Below are 19,441 nucleotides of genomic sequence, written 5' to 3'. Positions count from 1 at the left end.
CGGCACGGCTACCCAAGGGAACCATACGATGGGCATCTGGAACCTCTATTTCATTCTGAAGCTGTTGCTGCTGTGGGCGGGCATCATCGGCTTTCATGTGCTGTCGAACTTCCTCTTCGCACTGTTTCTGGTCGTGCGCTTGCGCCCGCGCTGGGCACGCGTTGCACGGCAGGTGATCGCGATACCGCTGGGCGTCGCGCTGCTGTATTACGACTCGAATCTGCCGCCGTTCGCACGGTTTGTCGAACAACTGCCCGCGCTGATGCAGTTCCGCTTCTCGTACATCGTCGAACTGCTCGGCCGCTTCGTTCCGGCGCGCGACTGGCTGCTGCTCGCGATCATGGTGCTGGCGTACTGGATCGTGAATCGTTGGGTGCGCGTGACAACGTTCGTGCTGCTCGCATTGCTGCTCGTGCCGGGCGTGCTGCGCGTAGGCACGCTCGTGTCGGTCTCGCCCGTGGTCGCCGCCCAGGGCGACACCACGGCATTGACCGCGGGTGCCGGGGGCACAGGCGCCGGCGCTGCCGCCGGCGGCAGCGAATTCGTGGCCGGCGACGGCGAAGTGCCGCTCGACGCGAACCCGAACGCCGCACTCAACAGCTTCTATTCACGCGAGCTGACGCGCTCGGTCTCGCTGCCTGCGCAAGCGGGTGCCGGCCCGGACTACGACATTGTCCTCCTGCACATCTGCTCGCTGGCGCAGGACGATCTCGACGTCGACAATCTCGACAATCTGCCGTTGCTCTCGAAGTTCGACTTCATCTTCAAGAACTTCAATTCCGCGGCCAGTTATAGCGGCCCGGCGGCGATTCGCGTGCTTCGGGCGGGGTGCGGGCAGCCGTCGCACAAGGCGCTGTACGACTCCGCAGGCCCGCAGTGCTACGTGATGAGCGATCTGAAGAACCTTGGCTTCACGCCCGCACTCGCCATGAACCACGACGGGCACTTCGATAACTTCATGCAGGAGGTGCAGCAGAACTTCAACGTGCCGGGCGTCACGCCGTTCGACAATACGCATGCGCGCGTGGCCATGCGAGCGTTCGACGAAACGCCGATCCGCTCCGACGGCGAGGTGCTGCAAGCCTGGTGGAAGCAGCGCACCGCCATGCCGGACAAGCGTGTGGCGCTGTACTACAACACCATCTCGCTGCACGACGGCAATCGGCTGGAGGGATCGAAGCTCACCAGCGTGCAGAGCTATCCGGTGCGCGCCAGGGCAATGTTCGACGACATCGGCCAGTTCATCGACACCATTGCCAGGTCGGGACGCAAGGCGGTCGTGGTGTTCGTGCCGGAGCACGGGGCGGCGCTGCGCGGCAGCAAGTTGCAGATTTCCGGCATGCGCGAGATCCCGTTGCCGGAGATCACGCATGTGCCGGTGGCGGTGAAGCTGGTTGGCTTCGGTGATGGCACGGCGCCGTCGCACGGCACGCCGGTGACGATCTCCACGCCGACGAGCTATCTCGCCATGATGACGCTCATCTCCCGTCTGATCGCCAACAACCCGTTTGCGGGGACACCCGACCTGACGCAGTACGCCAACGACCTGCCGCAAACGGCCTTCGTGTCGGCCAATGAGCAAACCACCGTGATGAAGTACGGTGGCAAGACGCTCATTCGCGGCGCGGACGGCGTGTGGCTCGACCTGAAGTCGCTGGAGTAGCGGGGACGCCAGTCCCATGTCTGTCGAACGCGCGCCGGGCTTCGTGCGCGCGTTTTCCCGGAATCGCGCATACTGTGCACCTTGCCCGCGTGCGGGCATTGCACTTTGTGCAGTCGCCGTACGTCGACTAATGTCACATCAAGGGTCACATCACGCCAACCCTCCGGGAGTTACCGTGCAATACACGAAATTCGGCCGCACCGGCCTGACCGTTTCCCGCCTTTGCCTGGGCACCATGACATTCGGTCTGCAAACCGAAGAAGCCGCCAGCCATGCCATTCTTGATCGCACGGCCGAGGCGGGCGTCAATTTCATCGACCTTGCCGACGTCTATCCGCTAGGCGCCGATACGTCGCTCGTCGGGCGCACCGAAGAAATCGTCGGCCGCTGGCTCAAGGGCCGTCGCGATCAGTTCATCGTGGCCACCAAGGCGTGCGGCCAGATGGGACCGTCGCCGTGGGACAAGGGCGCATCGCGCAAGCACCTGCTGAGCGCCATCGACGCATCGCTCTCGCGCCTCGGCACCGACTACGTCGACCTCTACCAACTGCATTCCGACGACACCGACACACCCCTCGACGAGACCCTCGAAGCGCTGGACATCATCGTGAAGTCGGGCAAGGCGCGTTACGTCGGTGTGTCGAATTACCTGGCCTACCGCCTCGCACGTGCCCTCGGCCGCGCGGATGTGCTGCGCGTGGCACGCTTCGTCTCGGTCCAGCCCCGCTACAACCTGCTGTTTCGCCAGATCGAGCGCGAACTGCTGCCGCTGGCGAGCGAAGAGGGATTGGCCGTCATCCCGTACAACCCGCTTGCCGGCGGCCTGCTGACGGGCAAGTACCGCCACGACACAGCACCGGCCGAAGGCCGCTTCACGGCGGCAACGGTAGGTAAGGCCGGTGCGATGTACCAGCAGCGCTACTGGCACGAGCGCGAATTCGAAACCATCGAAACGCTCAAGGGCATTGCGAAGGACGCCGGGCAATCGCTGACCCGCCTGTCGCTCGCCTGGGTGCTCGCCAATCCGGTGGTCACTTCGGCGATCATCGGCGCGAGCCGTGTCGACCAACTGACCGAGACGCTCGGCACCGTCGACTACACGCTGCCGCCGGAACTCAAGACGAAGCTCGACGACGCATCGCATGCTTACCGCTGGGGCGACGCCGCGCGCTAAGCGAGTCAAGCACACGCAAGGTGGCCTTCGCGCTTGATCGGGCGGTATAGTGGAAGTGTCGTGCGGGTTCGCCTGACAGAACATCGAGATGGCTGGGCACGCGCATGGCATTCCTTCGACTTCCAACGCGAGGCTGCTCATGACAAAACGCATTCTGCTGGCGACAGACGGTAGCGAGTCGTCGCGCCGTGCGTTGCGCGAGGCCGCCGCTTTTGCGCGCAACGACGACGTGATCCGCGTCATTCACATGGTGGAAGACCCCGTCAATCTGCTGACGGCGGCTTTCGGCAAGCTCATCGATCTGGAACAGGTGCGCCGCGACATGCAGCGCGAGGGCGAAGAACATCTCGCGCGTGCGGTGCTTTATCTGCGTGAAGAAGGGGTCGATGCACAGGCGCATCTGCTCGACCTGCGCACAACCGGGGAAACGGTGCCCGAGGCGATGACGCGCGAAGTGATCGAGTGGGGTGCGGACATCCTCGTCGTCGGCACCCATGGCCGCAGCGGGGTGCGGCGAGCCATGCTCGGCAGCGTTGCCGAGCAGATTCTGCGCAGTGCCGAGGTGCCGGTGATGCTCGTGGCGGGCGAGGCCCGTGCGCACCTGCGGCTGCGCTCGGGTGGACATTACGAGCGCATTCTGGTCGCACTGGACGACAGCGAGACGTCACGTCTCGCGTTCGAATACGCGCTGGCGCTGGCGAGAACCCACGGCGCATCGATGCGCGTGGTGCACGTGCTCGACCTGCCGGGACCGTTCCTTGCCGGGTTCGATCCGGAACCGTTGCTCGACGCGGTACGTGCCGTGGGCGAGCAGGTGCGCATCTGGGCGGAAAAGCGCCTCGAAGAGGCGGAGGTGCCCGGGGAGATCGAGATGCGGGAGATCCAGCCGGTGGGCGAGGGCGTGGCCGACCAGATCATCGCCGCAGGTCGCGATGCCGATGTCGATGTGATCGTACTGGGCACGCATGGCCGACGCGGTTTCCGGCGCTTCACGCTGGGCAGCGTGGCCGAAGATACGGCCCGTCACGCGGGCCGCCCGGTACTGCTGTTGCCCGCGCATGCACCGTCGACCTGACGGGTTGCAAGGACACGGGGCGCACGTTGCCATAATCGAGGGCAACGTGCACCGGCCAACGCGGGGTCGAATCGGGGCGGTCAGCCCAACTCGGCCACCAGCGTCTTGAGCGGCGTTGCCGCATCGGCCAGACGTGCCGGGTCAACCACCGCGCGGCGGCCAACGAGCTCACGCGCCGCGAGGAACTCCTGCGCGCGGTTGATGCTTGCTGCCGCCACGACGGCGCCATCGCGCAGGTAGAAAAGCATGAACACGGCAGCGCCCTGCGCGTCGGGCAGGCGGCGCTCGACCACGGCGTCGTGGCCGTCGGTCATGCCGACCATTTGCAGCTTGGCGTTGAACTGATCCGACCAGAACCACGGTGCGCTCGCGACGGCTTTCGGCGCGTCGCCGTGCACGACGCTCGCGGCCACCTTGGCCATCTCGCTGGCGCTCGGCACCGATTCCAGACGAATCCGGCGGCCAAGCGCCGGATGTTCGTGATGCGCACAATCGCCGACCGCCAGAATGGCGGGGTCGCTCGTGCGGGCAAATTCGTCCACCACGATTCCGTTATCGACGGCCAGTCCCGCCGCCTGTGCGAGTTCGGTATTCGGGATCAGGCCGATGCCCACGACCACGACGTCCGCTTCCAGGCGCTTTTCGCCGGCTACGACAGCGACGACCTGGCCGTTCGCATCCTGTTCGAGTGCCGTTACACCGACGCCGACTTGCACGTCCACGCCATTCTCACGGTGCAGCGACGCGAAGAAGCCGGCGACATCGGCTTCGGCCACGCGCGCGAGCAGGCGCGGGGCCGCTTCGAGTACCGTCACCGAGGCACCGGCCTTGACGGCGCTCGCCGCGACTTCCAGGCCGATGTAACCCCCGCCGACCACGACGACGCGTTTGCCCGGCGCGAGCGCTTCGCGCAGGCGTTGCGCATCTGCAATGTTGCGCAGGTAATAGACGTTGGACGCATCGCTGCCGGGAATCGGCAGGTGACGCACGCGCCCGCCGAGGGCCAGCACGAGATGGTCGTAGCTCACCGTCCGGCCGTCGTCGAACGACACGGTTCGAGCGTTGCGATCGATTGCTGTCGCGGTGACGCCGAGGCGCACATCGATCTCGGCCTTCTCCCACGCCTCGGCCGGACGAATCAGCAGACTGGCTTCATCGGCCTGGCCCGCGAGGAATGCCTTCGAGAGGGGCGGGCGGCGATACGGCAGATGCGTTTCGCTGCCAGCGAGCACGATGCGACCGGTATAGCCGAGTTGACGCAGGGCGAGGGCGGTCTCGCCACCGGCTTGGCCGGCACCGAGAATGAGCGTGGTGGAGGTGGCTTCGGACATGAGAGTGAAAACGATGGAAGCAGGAAGAAAGCACAACGAATTTGGCCGTCAGTGTAATGCATCGGCGTGCAGGCAGCGTCCCGGATACCGCCAGTGGCGTTTGCGCGCCCCGGTTTGGCACGCATGGCCCGCAGCCGGCCCCCGTCGCGACAAGCAGGCAATGCGCGTGGCCATAGCGGTTCGGACAGACAACAAACGCCTGTCGTCGCCGCGCAGCGTCCGGGGCGCCTTCTTCGTCAGCTTGTGCCGGCGTGCCACGGCGCCGGTGTCAGGGACTTCCCGCCTCCGGCGGTGTGAAGAACACCATCTCGACCTGTTTGAGCAGGGCGGGGCCGAACGCGTCGCCGCCGACCTCCGGGGCAATCACCTGCATCAGCACCGGGGAGCCGGGCGGCGGATGCAACGCATGCGCGAGCACGCAGAAGTACATTGCCGGATGTTCGGCACGGATCACCCCGGCCGCCATGCCCTCGACGATGAGCTTCTCCATGCAGTGATAGACGGGTTCGAGCAAGTGCCGGTACAGCACCGCGCCGCGCTCGCCCGTCTCGGACGCGTGAAGGGAAATGAAACGCTTGTGTTCGGGATGCTGCGTGGCATAGGCGGCGATGAGCGCGATGGCATCGCGCAGGCGCTCGCGCACCGGACGTGTGGTGTCGTCGGCTATCGCTTTCAGATGGGCGACGGGGGCGGTGAGCGCGGCTTCGAGCGTATCGACGCACGCGCGCCATAACTGCTCCTTCGAGCCGAAGTGCACCCGCACGAGGCTCGCGTCGACCTTTGCGGCGGCAGCGATGCCACGCAGGTTCGCGCCGTCGTAGCCGAGGTGCGAAAAGGCGTCGATGGCCGCGCTGAGCAAGGCGGCGCGGCCATCGGGCAGGTGTTTGGGGCGTCGGCCCCGTGGGGTGGGTGTGGCGGTCATCGTCGGGCTACGTCTTGCGATGGCGGCGGCTGTGAGCCGGCCGGTGCGGTGGCTGCCGCTCCGGCTGCCGGCGTCGCCGTATCGGCAACCGGCTCGGGAGGCGCCCCCATCGCGTAAAACAGTAGCGCAGTATCCGATAAACGGGCGCCGGTTGCACGCACCGTCGTCAGATAGGCGTTCCAGTATTGCTGCTCACGCCCGCGTGCCGACGACACCGGCAGCGCTCCCAAGCGCACCCGGGCTGCCGTATCGCGGTAGATCCGTTCGGCCGCCGCGCTCGCATTGTCCGCGTGCAGCAACGCCGTATTGTCCGCTTCGAGCGACGCCAGCGTATCCGCCACGTTCCTGAATGCCGTGAGCACGGTCTGCTTGTACTGATCGACGGCCGCTTCGTACGTCGCCTGCGCCGCACGTCGCTGCGCGAGCAGCGCGCCGCCGTGGAAGATCGGCTGCGAAATCGACGCGGCGACGCTCCACAGCGAGCCGGCATTGGACATGACCGTCGTCCAGTTGAAGCCGCCTTTGCCCATCGAAGCACTGAGCGACAGGCTCGGGAACATCTGTGCGGTCGCGACGCCGACTTCGGCAGATGCCGCCTTGAGCGCCATCTCCGCCGCCTGAATGTCCGGGCGCGATTGCAGCAGGGTCGACGGCACCGCGACCGGTACGGTCTGCGGCACCTTCAACTCGCCGAGCGCGAGATCGTCCGGCGCCTGATCCGGCGTGCGTCCCAGAAGAACGGCGAGCGCGTGGCGGGTGGATTGCCACTGCGCCCGCAAGCCGGGCAAGGACGCCGCAAGCGACTCGGCATTCTGCGCAGAGGCCAACGCGTCGGCGCGCGAGACCGCGCCGAGCGCTTCGCGACGCGCCATGTCGGTCGCGTCCGCCTGTGCGAGTTCGACGAGCCGTTCGGTTGCCTTGACCTGCGCGCCCAGCACCGACGCGCCGATCGCACCGGAGACGATGTTCGCTGCGAGCGCCTGACGCGCCGACGTCAACTGGAACGCCTGCTGGTCGACCTGCGCGGCCAGCGAGGCATTGGCAAAGCGCGATGTGCCGAAGAAGTCGAACGTGTAACGCGCCTGAATCTGCCCGACGAACATGTTGTACAGCGCGGTCGGCGGACGCACGTTCGGAATGCCGAGATTGCGCTCGCGCGCGGCTTCGCCGCCGATATCGATGGAGGGGAACAGCGATGCGCCGACCTGCGCCTTCAACTGCTCACGGGCCGCTTGCAGCGCATGATCGGCCGACGACAGGTTCGGGCTGTTGCGCAAGCCTTCGTCGACGAGCGCATCGAGCTTGTCCGACCGGTACGCGTGCCACCACGCCTTGACCGGCGGCGCACCCACGTCGAAGCGCTGCGAAACGCCCTGCGCCGCGACTGTCTGCGCGGGCAGGGCGTTCACGCCGTATTGCGCGGGAGACGGCATCGCGGGCGGCTTGTCGCCCGGGGTGAAGGAACAGGCGCCCAGCCAGAGCGGCAGGATCGGCAGCAGCAGCGCGGTCCGTGTGGCCGGGCGCACCGCGCACACGCAGGGCAAGGCGCGCCATGCAAAGCGTGAAGTCATGAGCGATCTCCTTGCGGGCTGGCCGACGGCGGCGGGTTCGCATGCGAGGCACGTTCGTGGTGACGCACGCGGAACGCCGTCGCATACAACGCCGGCAGGAAAAACACGGTCAGTATGGTCGCGCTGGTGATCCCGCCCATGAGCGCGGTCGCCATCGGACCGAAGAAATTGCTGCGCAACAGCGGGATCAGCGCCAGCACCGCCGCGGCGGCGGTCAGCGTGATCGGGCGGAAGCGTCGCACCGTTGCGCTCACGATGGCATCGAAGCGCGGATGCCCGGCGGCAATATCCTGCTCGATCTGGTCGACCAGAATCACCGAGTTACGCATGATGATGCCGAACATCGCGATCACGCCGAGCATGGCGACGAAGCCGAACGGTTTGCCGAACAACAGCAGGGTGGCGACGACACCGATCATGCCCAGCGGCGCGGTCAGCACCACGAGCATCGTGCGCGCGAAGCTTTGCAACTGAATCATCAGCAGCGTGAGCACGGCAATGATCATGATCGGCATCTGCGCATTGATCGATGCCTGTCCCTTGCCCGACTCTTCGACCGATCCGCCGATCTCGATGCGATAGCCGACCGGAAGCGCCTTGCGAATGTCGCCAAGTTGCCTGAAGACGGCTTCGGTCACGTCGATTCCCTGCTTGCCCGCACGCACGTCCGAGCGCACGGTGATCGTCGGTTGACGGTCGCGCTCCCAGATCACGCCGTATTCCAGTTCGTCGACCACGTGCCCGAGCGTGGCGAGCGGCACCGGGCCGTTCGGCGTCGGCATGGCGAGCGTGGCGAGCCGGGCCGGATCGACCCGTTCGGCCTTGGGCGAGCGCAGCGTGATCGCAATCAGCTTGTCGCGCTCCCGATACTGGCTGATGTCGTAACCCGTGAGCGTCATGGCGATGAAGTTCGCAATGTCCGACGAACTCACGCCCAGTGCGCGCGCCTTTTGCTGATCGACTTCGAAACGCACGGAGCGTTGCGAAGGCTCGTCCCAGTCGAACTGCACGTCGACGGTGTCGCCGTTGCTGCGCATGACGTCGGCCACTTGCTCGGAGATCTTGCGTACCGTGCCGATGTCGTTGCCGCTCACGCGGAACTGCACCGGAAAGCCCACCGGCGGCCCGTTCTCCAGACGCGACAAGCGCGTACGCACGCCAGGCATGGTGTCGCGAAGCTTCGGTTCGAGCCATTGCGCAAGCGCCTCGCGCGCTTCGACCGATTTGGCCGTAATCACGAGCTGAGCGAAGTTCGGGGTCGGCAACTGCTGATCGAGCGGCAAGTAAAAGCGTGGCGCACCCGTGCCGACGAAGCTCACGGTGTGATCGATTTCCTGGCGGCCTTCGAGCAGCTTTTCGAGACGCTGCGTCTCGCGCAGCGTCGCCTGATACGACGCGCCTTCCTGCAGGCGCAGGTCCACCATCAGTTCTGGACGGTCCGAACTGGGGAAGAACTGCTGCGGCACGAGCGAGAAGCCTGCCATCGCGATCAGGAACAGCACGACGGTGATGACCAGCACGATGAGCTTGCGCTCGATACACCACGTCAGCCAGCCGCGCAGACGGTTGTAGAACTTCGTGTCGTAGACCTCGTGCTCGTGGTCGTCGCCATGGTGCGCCTGACGGGCGCGCTCGGGCAGCATCTTGTAGCCGAGCAGCGGGATCAGCACGACGGCGGCGAGCCACGACGCGAGCAGCGCAATGGCCGACACCTCGAAGATGGAGCGCGTGTATTCGCCGGTGCTCGACTTTGCAAGCGCGATCGGCAGAAAGCCGGAGACGGTCACGAGCGTGCCGGTGAGCATCGGAAACGCGGTGCTCGTGTAGGCGAAGGCCGCAGCGCGCTTGCGGTCCCAGCCCTGCGCGAGCTTCACCGCCATCATTTCGACGGCAATGATCGCGTCGTCCACCAGCAGACCCAGCGCGAGAATCAAGGTGCCGAGCGATACCTTGTGCAAGCCGATGTCGAAGATGTACATGAACAACGACGTGACGGCGAGTACGACCGGAATCGAAATCACCACGACCATGCCGGTGCGCAATCCGAGCGAGACGAGACTCACGACCAGCACGATGGCCACCGCTTCGGCCACTGCTTCGAGGAAGTCGTCGACCGAGTGCGACACCGACTGCGACATGCTCGCGACTTCGGTCAGCTTCAGTCCCGCGGGCAACTGCGTGCGCAGATCGCCCATGGTGCTCTCCAGCGCCTTGCCGAGGTGCACGACGTCCTGTCCCTTTTGCATCGTAATGCCGATGCCCAGCACTGGCTTGCCGCCAAAGCGCATTTCCGAGACGGGAGGATCGACGTAACCACGCTTGACGGTCGCGATGTCGCCCAGACGGAATGTGCGGTTGTTCACGCGTATGAGGGTATCCGCGAGTTCGTCGACGTTGCGGTACTGCCCACCCGGTCGCACGACGACACGATCATTCGGCGCTTCGATGGTGCCCGCAGGGGAGACCGCGTTCTGGCCGTTGACGGCCTGCGCGATCTGATTGGGCGAGATGCCCAGTCGCGTGAGCTGCGTGTTGCTGATCTCGACGTAGATGCGCTGATCCTGATCGCCGAAATAATCGACCTTGGCCACACCCGGCACGCGCAGCAGCACGGTGCGTAGCGCATCGGCGTAGTCGCGCAGCTGCGCCGGGCCGAAGCCGTCGCCTTCGAGTGTGAAGATGTGCGTGTAGACGTCGCCGAATTCGTCATTGAAGAACGGGCCCTGCACGCCGGGCGGCAACGTGTAGCCAATGTCGCCGACCTTCTTGCGCACCTGATACCACTCTTCGGGCACCTCGCTTGCAGGCGCTGAATCCTTCATCGAGAAGAACAGCAACGACTCTCCCGGGCGCGAATAACTGCGCTGGAAGTCGATGTTGGACGTTTCCTGAAGCTTGCGGGCGATACGGTCGGTGACCTCTTCCTGCACCTGTTTGGCGCTCGCGCCCGGCCAGAACGTGCGAATCACCATGACGCGGAAGGTGAAGGGCGGATCTTCCGACTGGGCGAGACGCGAGTAGGCCAGAATGCCAAAGATCGTCGCCATGGCAATCAGGAAGACGACGAGCGAGCGATGTCGCAATGCCCACGCAGAGAGGTTGAAGTGTCCCTCTTCGTGGCGGTAATCCTGCGGTTCGGCAGCTGGCGTGGCCGTGCCGGCCTGTTGCGGGTCCGCAGACACGGGAGGTTTCCCGTCCTGTGCGCTCATGACGCGAAGTCCTCCGGATGCAGCGGTGGAATCACACGGACTTTCTCGCCCGCGGTGACGGTGTGTACGCCTTGCCAGACGATACGCTCGCCCGGCTGGATGCCACCCGCGACCGTTACGGTGCGCTCGCCATAGCGGACGATCGACACGCGTCGCAGCACCAGCGTGTCGTCCGGCCTGACGACCCAGACGGCGGGTTGATTGCCGTCGTGAAAGAGCGCGGTGGACGGCAGGGTGATCGGTTGCGCAACGGTTGCGCCGGCTGCCGAAGGCGTGCCGGAGGCCGCAGCCAGCGGCGCAGCGGGGGCCGAACCCGGCGCCGCTACGACCGGGAGCGGCTGTGCGAACGCCACGTTGGCGGTCATGCCGAGCTTCACTTCGGGACCGGGCGACACGAGCGTGAGCTTGGCACGGTAGGTGCGGCTCATCGGATCGGCGGCGGGGGAAATTTCGCGAACGCGAGCCTGCCACGTCTTGCCCGCTATTGCGGGCAGCGAAACGGTTGCCGTCTGTCCGATGCGAAATGCGCCCAGCGCGAGTTCCGGCACGTCGGCGATCACGTCCACGTCGCCCGTCCATGCCAGTTGGTAGACCGGTTGACCTGCGCCGACGTTTTGTCCCGTATCGGCCTGTTCGGCAGTGATGACCCCGTCGCGGTCGGCCTTGAGATTGCCGTAGCTCAACTGGTCCGCGGCAAGCGCTGCCTGCTGGCTTGCCTGATTACGCTGTGCCAGCGCGCTGGCATAGGCGTTTTCGGACTGTTCGAGTTGCGCGGGGGCGATCAGATTCTCGCGGGCCTGCGCCCGGTCGCGGGTGAGCGTCTGCGTCGCGTATTCGAGTTGATGCTGGGCGGCGTCGAGCTGGGCGCGTGCGCTCGCGGCGTTCTTCGACAGATCGGCGGGATCGAGTCGTGCGACCACCTGCCCAGCCTTCACGGTGTCGCCCAGGCGTACCGAGCGCTCGACGATCTTGCCCGCCACGCGAAACGACAGCGGTGTGGTGTAGCGGGCTTCGATTTGCGCCGGGAGCGAGGCGATGGGCGTGTGTTCCGCAAGCGTCGCAGCCACGGCCACGACCGGGCGCGGCGGCGGCTCCGGTGGCGCCTTGCGCGAGCAGGCGGCCAATGTGGCTGCGGCAATGGCGGTGGTGGCGACGGCCAGCGCGAGCCGGCGTCGGTGAGCGGTTTCGGTTAGAAAGGCGGGCAGAAAGGACATCATGCGCTCGTAACCCTCAAAGTGAGGAATCCGGTAGGAAAAACAAGGCGTTGCAGCGACTTCTACGACGAGATCGCCGGATGCGCGATCGCCTGGAAACGACCTGGCGGACGGCATCGAGCGTGTGATCCGTAAAAAATCTACGGGCGATGATATATGGATTGCCGGCGGCCTGCAACGGGCATTGGGCCGTCGTGCCGCCACCCTATAACTATCGATAGGGTGCGGCCATTGGATGCTTCTCTGCGTTGTCCCGAATGACTTACCGGGAAATTAATTTGGAGTACGATTCCTCGTGAACGCCATGACCCATCGGGCCGCTATCGGACATGCACGCAAGTGCAGTGTCGGCCCTTCGTCATATTGCATGCAATGGACCCTGCGACGCGTCGGCGTCGGCAGACGTGGGGCGAAGGTCGATCGCCGGGACAAATTGTCACAACCGAGGAACGTTGTCACGCGCGTCGAGTCGCACTCGGGCCGGTTGCAACGACCGGCGGCATCGCAGTGAAGGCATCCGGCAGTGCACAACGCGAGCGGCACAGCGCATCGATGCCCACGGCGAGCCGTTTTGGTGCAGATCGTGCTGCAGCGGCGCCACGGCTTGATCGAAGTCAAGCGACGTCGAACCGGGGGCCTGCGAAGATGTCGATTGCTACAGCAAGTCGGTCGTTCGCGACTATGCTGGTTGTATCCGAAGTTTAACGACAGACGTTAACTGGAGACGGATAGCCGGAGACGGATAGCCATGACAACACGAACAGCATTGGTCACAGGTGGCATGGGCGGTTTGGGCGAGGCGATCAGCCTGCGTCTCGCCGATGCCGGGTACCGCGTCGCGGTCACCTGTTCTCCCAACAATCACGATTGCGAAGGCTGGGTCGAGCGCATGCGCGCCAAGGGCCGGGACTTCGCTGCCTATCGTGTCGACGTTGCCGACTTTGCTTCGTGCGAAGCCTGTGCGAAAGCCGTCGAGTCGGACACCGGTGCGGTGGACATTCTCATCAACAATGCAGGGATTACGCGCGACGCCACCCTGCGCAAGATGACGGCCGACGATTGGCAGCTGGTATTGCGCACCGATCTGGATAGCGTTTTCAACATGACCCGGCCGATTTTCGGCGGCATGGTCGCGCGTGGCTGGGGACGCATCGTCAACATCTCGTCGGTCAACGGCAGCCGCGGCGCCTTCGGGCAGGCGAACTATGCCGCAGCGAAAGCAGGCATGCATGGCTTCACCAAGGCACTCGCGCTGGAAGTCGCCAAGTCGGGGGTGACCGTCAACACGATCTCGCCGGGCTATCTTGCAACCAAGATGGTGACTGCCGTTCCCCAGGAAGTGCTCGAATCACGCATTCTTCCGCAAATTCCGGTCGGACGGCTGGGCAGGCCCGAAGAGGTGGCAGCGCTCGTCGCCTTCCTCGTCTCCGAAGATGCGGGGTTCATCACTGGCAGCAACCTTGCCATCAATGGCGGCATGCATATGGAGTAACGCGTAGCGACGCAGCCAACTACTTATTTAGGAGAGTCACGATGTCAAAGGAAACGAATCCGGCACTGGCGTTGGTCAAACTCGGCACGGCCAGCGCGTTGGGCGCCTACGGGATTCTGCTCGAAGCCGCGCAACGCACGCATCAACTGCAAGTCGAGCGCGACGCGGAACTGCTCAAGGCGCATTCGGAAGCGGCAAAGTCGCTCGGCGGCGCGAAGGATTTCAACGGCCTGCTCACCGCCCATCTGCAATTGCTCAACGGTCAGCTCGCGCAGCAAAACGAGTTCTGGCGCGAGTGGCTGGCGGTGTGCGCGAACAATCAGTTGCTGTGGGCCGAGCATTGCCGCAAGACCACCGAAGAGGTTCAGCACGGCATGGCCGGCGCGATGACACTGCCGGATCTGATCGGCGCGGGCACAGCGGCAGGTGCGGCCACGCAGGCCGCCGAAGCGCCGTTGCAGAAGTGGTTCCAGGTGTTCAACGAGGCGACGCAGGGCACGATGGACGCGTGGCGTCGCATGTCCACGGAAGCGGCGCAGGCCAGCGAAGCGGCCGTCTCCCAGCAGTCGCCGCTCAATGGCCGTGTGCCGCCCAAGCGCGGCGGCGCTCACGCTCACCGTTCGAGCACGTAAGTTCCGGGCGCGTCGTTCAGCACCATTCTCGGCGGCCAGGCAGCGGCGATGGCTTTGCCGCTGCCCTGCGCCAGCAGCCACGCCTGCCATGCGGGCCACCACGAGCCCGGCACGGCAGGGGTCGCATCGAACCAGGTCTGAGGATCGCGATAGGCCGTGCCCGCCGCGCGTGTGGCCACCCGGTGATGGCTTTGCGCGTGACCCGGCTCGCACACCACGCCCACGTTGTGACCGCCCGAGACAAGGGCGAACGTCAGATCGCCGTGATAGAGCAGATGCATCTTGTAGACGGAACGCCAGGGCGAGATGTGGTCGCGCTCGGTCGCCACGACGAACATCGGCACCCGAATGTCCGATAGCGCGACGGGTTGGCCGCCGATCTTGAGCGTGCCCGTCAGGGCGTTGTTCAGGTATAGCTCGCGCAGACACTGACTGTGCAGCTTTGCGGGAATGCGGGTCGTGTCGGCGTTCCAGACGGTGAAGTCCGTCGTCTGCGCGGGCATGCCCAGCAGATAGTCGCGCATGAGCCGGGACCAGATCAGATCGCACGAATTGAGTAACTGGAATGTGCCCGCGAGCTGCTCGCCGCCGATGAAGCCCTGTCGCCACATCATCGCTTCGAGATAGGCCACCTGGCTGGCATCGATGAAGAGGCCGAGCTCGCCCGGTTCGCTGAAATCCGTCTGCGCCGCGAGCAGTGTGACGCTGGCGAGCACATTCGCGTCGTCCCTTCGCCGATCTTCCCGCCGAGCCAGCGTGGCGGCCCCGATCGCGAGCAACGTGCCGCCGAGACAGTAACCGCAAGCGTGCACCGGCGCATTGTCCGACAGGCGTTGCACCTCGCGCAGCGCTGTCAGCAGCCCGGATTCCAGGTAGTCCTCCAGGCCCCGGTCGCGCGCCTCCGGTCCCGGGTTGTGCCAGGACATCATGAAGACGTTATGCCCCTGCGATACCAGATAGCGCACGAGCGAGTGCCGCGCTTCGAGATCCAGGATGTAGTACTTCAGCAGCCAGGACGGCACGATGAGTACCGGCTCGCGCCATGTCCGCCCCTTCGCAGGCCCTGCGGCGGCGGGGGCGTATTGCAGCAATTCGAAACAGGCGTTGCGATAGACGACCTTGCCCGGCGTGGCGGCAATTTCGTGGCCGACGCGAAACGCCTGGCACGCCTCGGGACCCGCCCCCGGCGCATTGCCCGCCGCCATGTCCCTCAGATCCGACCACCATCGCTGTGCGCCTTTGACGAGATTCTGGCCCTGCGTCTGCCGGATCGCCGAGAGCACTTCGGGGTTGGCCCACCATTGATTGCTCGGGGAGAAGACGTCGAGCCACTGCCTCGCCATGAAACGAACGACGTCGCGATGGTGCGGATCGACACCAGGAATCTCGCCGGTCATCTCGTCGACGAAATCCTGCATACGCAGGAAGCGCTCGCGCAGCCACGAGAACGGCAGCTTCTCCCACGACGGATCCCGGAAGCGCCGGTCGGCGGCAGGCGGCGTGCTGCCGCTGCCGGCGTTCGACGGCGGCGTCGCGTTCGGCTTGTCGATGGCCGCGAACGCCTTGAAAACATTCAGTTGGTGCCCGGGCGCCGTCGCGGCGTGCATGGCCCAGTCGGCCCACGCGAGCGCGACGGCGGCAGGCGAGACGTTGCCGGTCAGGCGCGCGGTCGTCGCCATGGCGGCCCGGTCGAGATGCTTGGTGAACGAGGTCGATGGCGAAGCGGCGTGAGCGTCGCGCGCAGGGGGAGGGGGCGGGTTGGCCCTTGTCTTGCTGGATCGACCGGCATGCGTTGTCGTAGCGCGGGACGTCTTGTCACTGCGAGCAGGCATGGCGAACTCCGTTCAGTCGTGCGACGTGTATCGGGCGTGTATCGGGCGCTTCGTTGAGTTTCGTTGAGTCTTGTTGAATATAACGCACGTCGCGTATGACCACACTGATCTGCGACAAGTTGCGCGCGGCCGGGCGCGATGGCCGCGCGCTTGCCACGTATCAGTGCACGGGCAAGGGCAGCGCAGGGACCGCGGGCACTGGCGAGGGCTTGCGGGCCAGCCAGCTATAGCGTTTGAACGGCTGTTCGCGGCCCGACATCGTCAGCGCGATTTCGGTGATCCATCGGTGCGTCGGCACACTTTCGCCATGCAGCCACATCATCAGGGCGAACAGGCTCGCGGCCATTGGCAGCGTCTTGAGGGTGGGGGTGTCGTCGCCGCGGGTGAACCAGGCGAACGCTGCCCATACCGCGAAGCCGACGAGACATCCGGCCACCGATTCCGACACCGAGTGAGCCGACAGCGCGATGCGCGAGACGCCCACCGCCACGCTGCCCGCGGCAGCGGCGAGCACGCCCAGCACGCGCCACGGCCAGGCCAGCTTGCGCAACAACAGCCATGCCATGACCGGATAGACGGTCGCGGCGAACATCGTATGGCCGCTCACGCCGGTGAAGTCGATTTCGCGCACCCCGAGACCCCACCCGAGGAACATCACCTTGGAGACGGCCACAACGAACACGCCGGCGCCGAACAGCGCGACCCACGCGAAGGCGGTATGCCATGCGCGCGCGGCAAGCAACCAGAGGGTAAGGGCGGCAGCCAGCGGCACGGTGACGGCGGCGCTGCCGAAATTGGTGATGGTGATCCAGAAGTTAGACATGACTGCCAGAAGACGGCCCGGGAACAGAGGGCTCCGGGCGAAAGCGCTATCTTACGCGCGCCGCCATGACCGGGCCAAATTGTCGTGTGACGGCGCGCACGCAGGGTGTCGGACAACACCGTCGCCGGTTCGTTCGACGTGGAATCGCGACGCAAGCCGCGCATGCGCCCCCCGTTGAATTCGATGGGGTGTCTCCGACGCGTGACCATAGTACGATATCTGCGGTGTGACCCCCCGCACACCGCTTCTGGACTGGAGTTCCCATGGCTTTCCTCCCGGCGCGCGCGCCAGACGAGGCGCCGCTGCAAACGCGCAACGACGGCATCGACCTTTTGCGCGGGCTGTCCATTCTGTTCGTCGTCGTTCATCACCTGGCGCTCAAGTTCCGCCTGCCGCTCGGATCGAGTTTGCTGGGCGAGGTGCTGCCGCAGCGCTTCGTCAAGGGCATCAGCTTCAACGGCTACGAAGCGGTGTTCGTCTTCTTCGTGATCTCCGGCTTCGTCATTACGCGCCGTTCGCTGGAGCGCTACGGTTCGCTCGACGCCATGCGCTGGCGGCATTTCTATGCGCTGCGTGCCGTGCGTATCTTCCCGTTGCTTCTGTTGTTGCTGGGCGCGCTGTCGGCGATGCACCTGCTGGGCGTACCGACATTTGTCATCGATAAACCGGGCCAGTCGCTGCCGGGGGCGCTGGCGTCGGCGCTCACCATGACGCTGAACTGGTACGAGGGCCGCACGAATTGGCTGCCGGGTGCATGGGACGTGCTCTGGTCGCTGTCCATCGAAGAGGCCTTCTACCTTGCGTTCCCCGTGTTCTGCCTGATGCTGCGCGGGCCGTGGCGCGTGTTGGCGCTCATCGCGCTTGCCGCACTCGCGCTTTCGCTGCCGTGGACGCGTGCGGCGTTGCAAGGCAACGAAATCTGGCAGGAAAAGGCCTATCTGCCTGGGATGTCGGCCATTGCGTGGGGAGTACTGACCGCGCTTGCATTACAGCGCGTAACGTTGCCGCGCCATGTCGCCCGTGCGTCAGCCACGCTGGGCGCGATCGGCTTGCTCGGGGTCGTCTTCTACGGCGACGTGCTGTGGCCGGTGCTGCACGATCACGTGATGTCGTTGCTATGCGTGAGTGCGGCGCTCTGGCTTGCCGCGGCACACGGCTCGACGCGCGCCATTGCACGCGGCTTTGGGTGGCTCACGCAAATGGGGCGCTGGAGCTACGAAATCTATCTGAGCCATATGTTCGTCGTGCTGGCGCTCACGCCGGCATATCGCGCGCTTGCCAATGGCGACATGCGCTGGACATTCCTCGTCTATCCCCCGGCACTGGCCGTCTGCACGTTACTCGGCGGCGCGCTGCATCGACACGTGAGTGGTCCGGCAGCCCGCCGGTTCCTGCCCCATCGGACGAGCGCGAAACCCGTTCCCCATCGATACCCTGACGTGGGGTAAGTCCCAAAAGGGGGTATTTTGGCCGCGAATTGCGTGATATTTGGGGAGTTTCCCATAAAATAGCGCTCGCTTGGCCCGTAGACTGCGTCGTTTCCGATTGAGTCTGTCGAGCCATGTCTTCCTCTTCTGCTTGCGTCGCGCGCCCGGGCGTCGCGTTCGACGGCGGTGCGCGGCGCCTGAGAGGGCCGAGCAAGCGTGCGCATGCTGCGTGGGTTCTGCTGTCCCTGACCCCGTCACTTCCCGCAATGGCCGCGGCTGGCGAGCCGTTGCATTCGCATCAGCGTTTGACGGCACCGTCGGCGTTCCTCCACACCTTACCGTCCGTGACCACGGCGCCGGTGGCGCTGAGCCAGTCGATATGCGGCACGATCACGCCCCTATCGCCGACGCCGGTGTCCACCGCGACGGCAATGGGGCGCTCCGGTCTGTTCGCACCGCTGACGACCGGGCCGGCGGCGCGTGCGGCAAAGACCTTCCTCGTGCCGGTGGCCGGGGCGCGCATGACGTCGGACTTCGGCCACCGGCGGCATCCGGTTCGACGGATCTCGCATCGCCACAACGGTGTCGATTTCGCCGCGCCCACGGGAACGCCGGTCCTCGCGGCGGCCGACGGCACGGTAAAGCACATCGGCAACGAGCGGCGCGGTTTCGGACGTTACATCGTGATCTCGCACCGATACGAGAGCGAGACAGTCTATGCACATCTGTCGTCCCTTGCGCGTGATCTGCGTGTGGGCAATGCGGTGATCTCCGGCCAGGTCATCGGGGCCGTCGGCCAGACGGGGATGGCGACAGGCCCGCATCTGCATTTCGAACTGCGCCGTCGTGGCTTACCTGTCGATCCCGCACCGTTGCTGCATCAGCGTGGGGCCAAGACACGCGCCGACGGCGAGACGTTCGCGGCCAACGGTTGCCAGAGCGTGCTCAACGCGGTGCCGTTGTGGCACGTGAGTTCGCCGATGCCTTCGCCAATGGGCGGGCAGGGGGCCGCGCCGTCGAGCGTTCGCACGACCCCGGCACGCTGGACATACTCGCCGCTCTGATCGCTTCGGGAA

The 19,441-nt window shown here is 65.4% G+C and carries 14 protein-coding genes; 7 read left to right on the top strand and 7 right to left on the bottom strand.

What is annotated here, in order from left to right; genetic code table 11:
- Nucleotides 1-28: 28 nt before the first annotated feature.
- From bcsG to AB870_RS11940, 3 genes are all read left to right on the top strand, one after another.
- A complete protein-coding gene (bcsG, locus tag AB870_RS11950) occupies nucleotides 29-1,663 on the top strand; it encodes a cellulose biosynthesis protein BcsG (RefSeq protein ID WP_047904882.1) in 1,635 nt (544 codons plus the stop codon).
- A 175-nt stretch (nucleotides 1,664-1,838) separates the two neighbouring features.
- On the top strand, nucleotides 1,839-2,837 hold the full coding sequence (locus AB870_RS11945; RefSeq protein WP_047904881.1) for an aldo/keto reductase: 999 nt from the start codon (nucleotides 1,839-1,841) through the stop codon (nucleotides 2,835-2,837).
- A gap of 139 nt (nucleotides 2,838-2,976) precedes the next feature.
- Nucleotides 2,977-3,912 (top strand): universal stress protein, encoded by a 936-nt coding sequence (locus AB870_RS11940; protein ID WP_047904880.1) that lies wholly within the window; start codon nucleotides 2,977-2,979, stop codon nucleotides 3,910-3,912.
- 80 nt (nucleotides 3,913-3,992) lie between these two features.
- Here the strand turns inward: AB870_RS11940 and AB870_RS11935 are convergent, their stop codons facing one another.
- The 5 genes from AB870_RS11935 to AB870_RS11915 form a co-directional block, all read right to left on the bottom strand.
- Nucleotides 3,993-5,243 carry an NAD(P)/FAD-dependent oxidoreductase gene (locus AB870_RS11935; protein WP_047904879.1) on the bottom strand — a complete coding sequence of 417 codons (1,251 nt, stop codon included), beginning with the start codon at nucleotides 5,241-5,243 and terminating at the stop codon, nucleotides 3,993-3,995.
- A gap of 268 nt (nucleotides 5,244-5,511) precedes the next feature.
- Nucleotides 5,512-6,165: a TetR/AcrR family transcriptional regulator gene (locus tag AB870_RS11930; protein ID WP_047904878.1), complete on the bottom strand. Its 654-nt coding sequence runs from the start codon at nucleotides 6,163-6,165 to the stop codon at nucleotides 5,512-5,514.
- Entirely contained in the window at nucleotides 6,162-7,736 is a 1,575-nt protein-coding gene (locus AB870_RS11925) for an efflux transporter outer membrane subunit (protein ID WP_084663623.1), read from the bottom strand. The genes AB870_RS11930 and AB870_RS11925 overlap by 4 nt, the downstream gene beginning before the upstream one ends.
- The gene (locus AB870_RS11920) at nucleotides 7,733-10,945 is read right to left on the bottom strand and encodes an efflux RND transporter permease subunit (protein ID WP_237169928.1); all 3,213 of its coding nucleotides are present in this window, start codon (nucleotides 10,943-10,945) and stop codon (nucleotides 7,733-7,735) included. Before AB870_RS11920 ends, AB870_RS11925 begins: the two co-directional genes overlap by 4 nt.
- The gene (locus tag AB870_RS11915; protein WP_237169927.1) at nucleotides 10,942-12,162 is read right to left on the bottom strand and encodes an efflux RND transporter periplasmic adaptor subunit; all 1,221 of its coding nucleotides are present in this window, start codon (nucleotides 12,160-12,162) and stop codon (nucleotides 10,942-10,944) included. The genes AB870_RS11920 and AB870_RS11915 overlap by 4 nt, the downstream gene beginning before the upstream one ends.
- A 745-nt stretch (nucleotides 12,163-12,907) precedes the next feature.
- On the opposite strand from AB870_RS11915, the gene phbB reads away from it, so the two are divergent.
- Together phbB and AB870_RS11905 are read left to right on the top strand one after the other, a co-directional pair.
- Nucleotides 12,908-13,651, top strand: a complete 744-nt coding sequence (gene phbB, locus AB870_RS11910) for an acetoacetyl-CoA reductase (RefSeq protein WP_047904876.1) — start codon at nucleotides 12,908-12,910, stop codon at nucleotides 13,649-13,651.
- A 41-nt stretch (nucleotides 13,652-13,692) separates the two neighbouring features.
- The gene (locus AB870_RS11905) at nucleotides 13,693-14,283 is read left to right on the top strand and encodes a hypothetical protein (protein ID WP_047904875.1); all 591 of its coding nucleotides are present in this window, start codon (nucleotides 13,693-13,695) and stop codon (nucleotides 14,281-14,283) included.
- On the opposite strand, the gene AB870_RS11900 is transcribed toward AB870_RS11905, so the two are convergent.
- Together AB870_RS11900 and AB870_RS11895 are read right to left on the bottom strand one after the other, a co-directional pair.
- The gene (locus AB870_RS11900; protein WP_084663621.1) at nucleotides 14,265-16,115 is read right to left on the bottom strand and encodes a PHA/PHB synthase family protein; all 1,851 of its coding nucleotides are present in this window, start codon (nucleotides 16,113-16,115) and stop codon (nucleotides 14,265-14,267) included. The genes AB870_RS11905 and AB870_RS11900 overlap by 19 nt on opposite strands.
- A 160-nt stretch (nucleotides 16,116-16,275) precedes the next feature.
- Entirely contained in the window at nucleotides 16,276-16,938 is a 663-nt protein-coding gene (locus AB870_RS11895; protein ID WP_047904873.1) for a phosphatase PAP2 family protein, read from the bottom strand.
- Nucleotides 16,939-17,201: 263 nt separating this feature from the next.
- On the opposite strand from AB870_RS11895, the gene AB870_RS11890 reads away from it, so the two are divergent.
- Nucleotides 17,202-18,386, top strand: a complete 1,185-nt coding sequence (locus AB870_RS11890) for an acyltransferase family protein (RefSeq protein ID WP_047904872.1) — start codon at nucleotides 17,202-17,204, stop codon at nucleotides 18,384-18,386.
- Nucleotides 18,387-18,499: 113 nt separating this feature from the next.
- Nucleotides 18,500-19,429: a M23 family metallopeptidase gene (locus AB870_RS11885; RefSeq protein WP_084663619.1), complete on the top strand. Its 930-nt coding sequence runs from the start codon at nucleotides 18,500-18,502 to the stop codon at nucleotides 19,427-19,429.
- Nucleotides 19,430-19,441: the final 12 nt, after the last annotated feature.

The organism is Pandoraea faecigallinarum (assembly GCF_001029105.3).
Lineage (GTDB): Bacteria > Pseudomonadota > Gammaproteobacteria > Burkholderiales > Burkholderiaceae > Pandoraea > Pandoraea faecigallinarum.
This window is presented reverse-complemented; position numbering and strand designations above follow the sequence as displayed.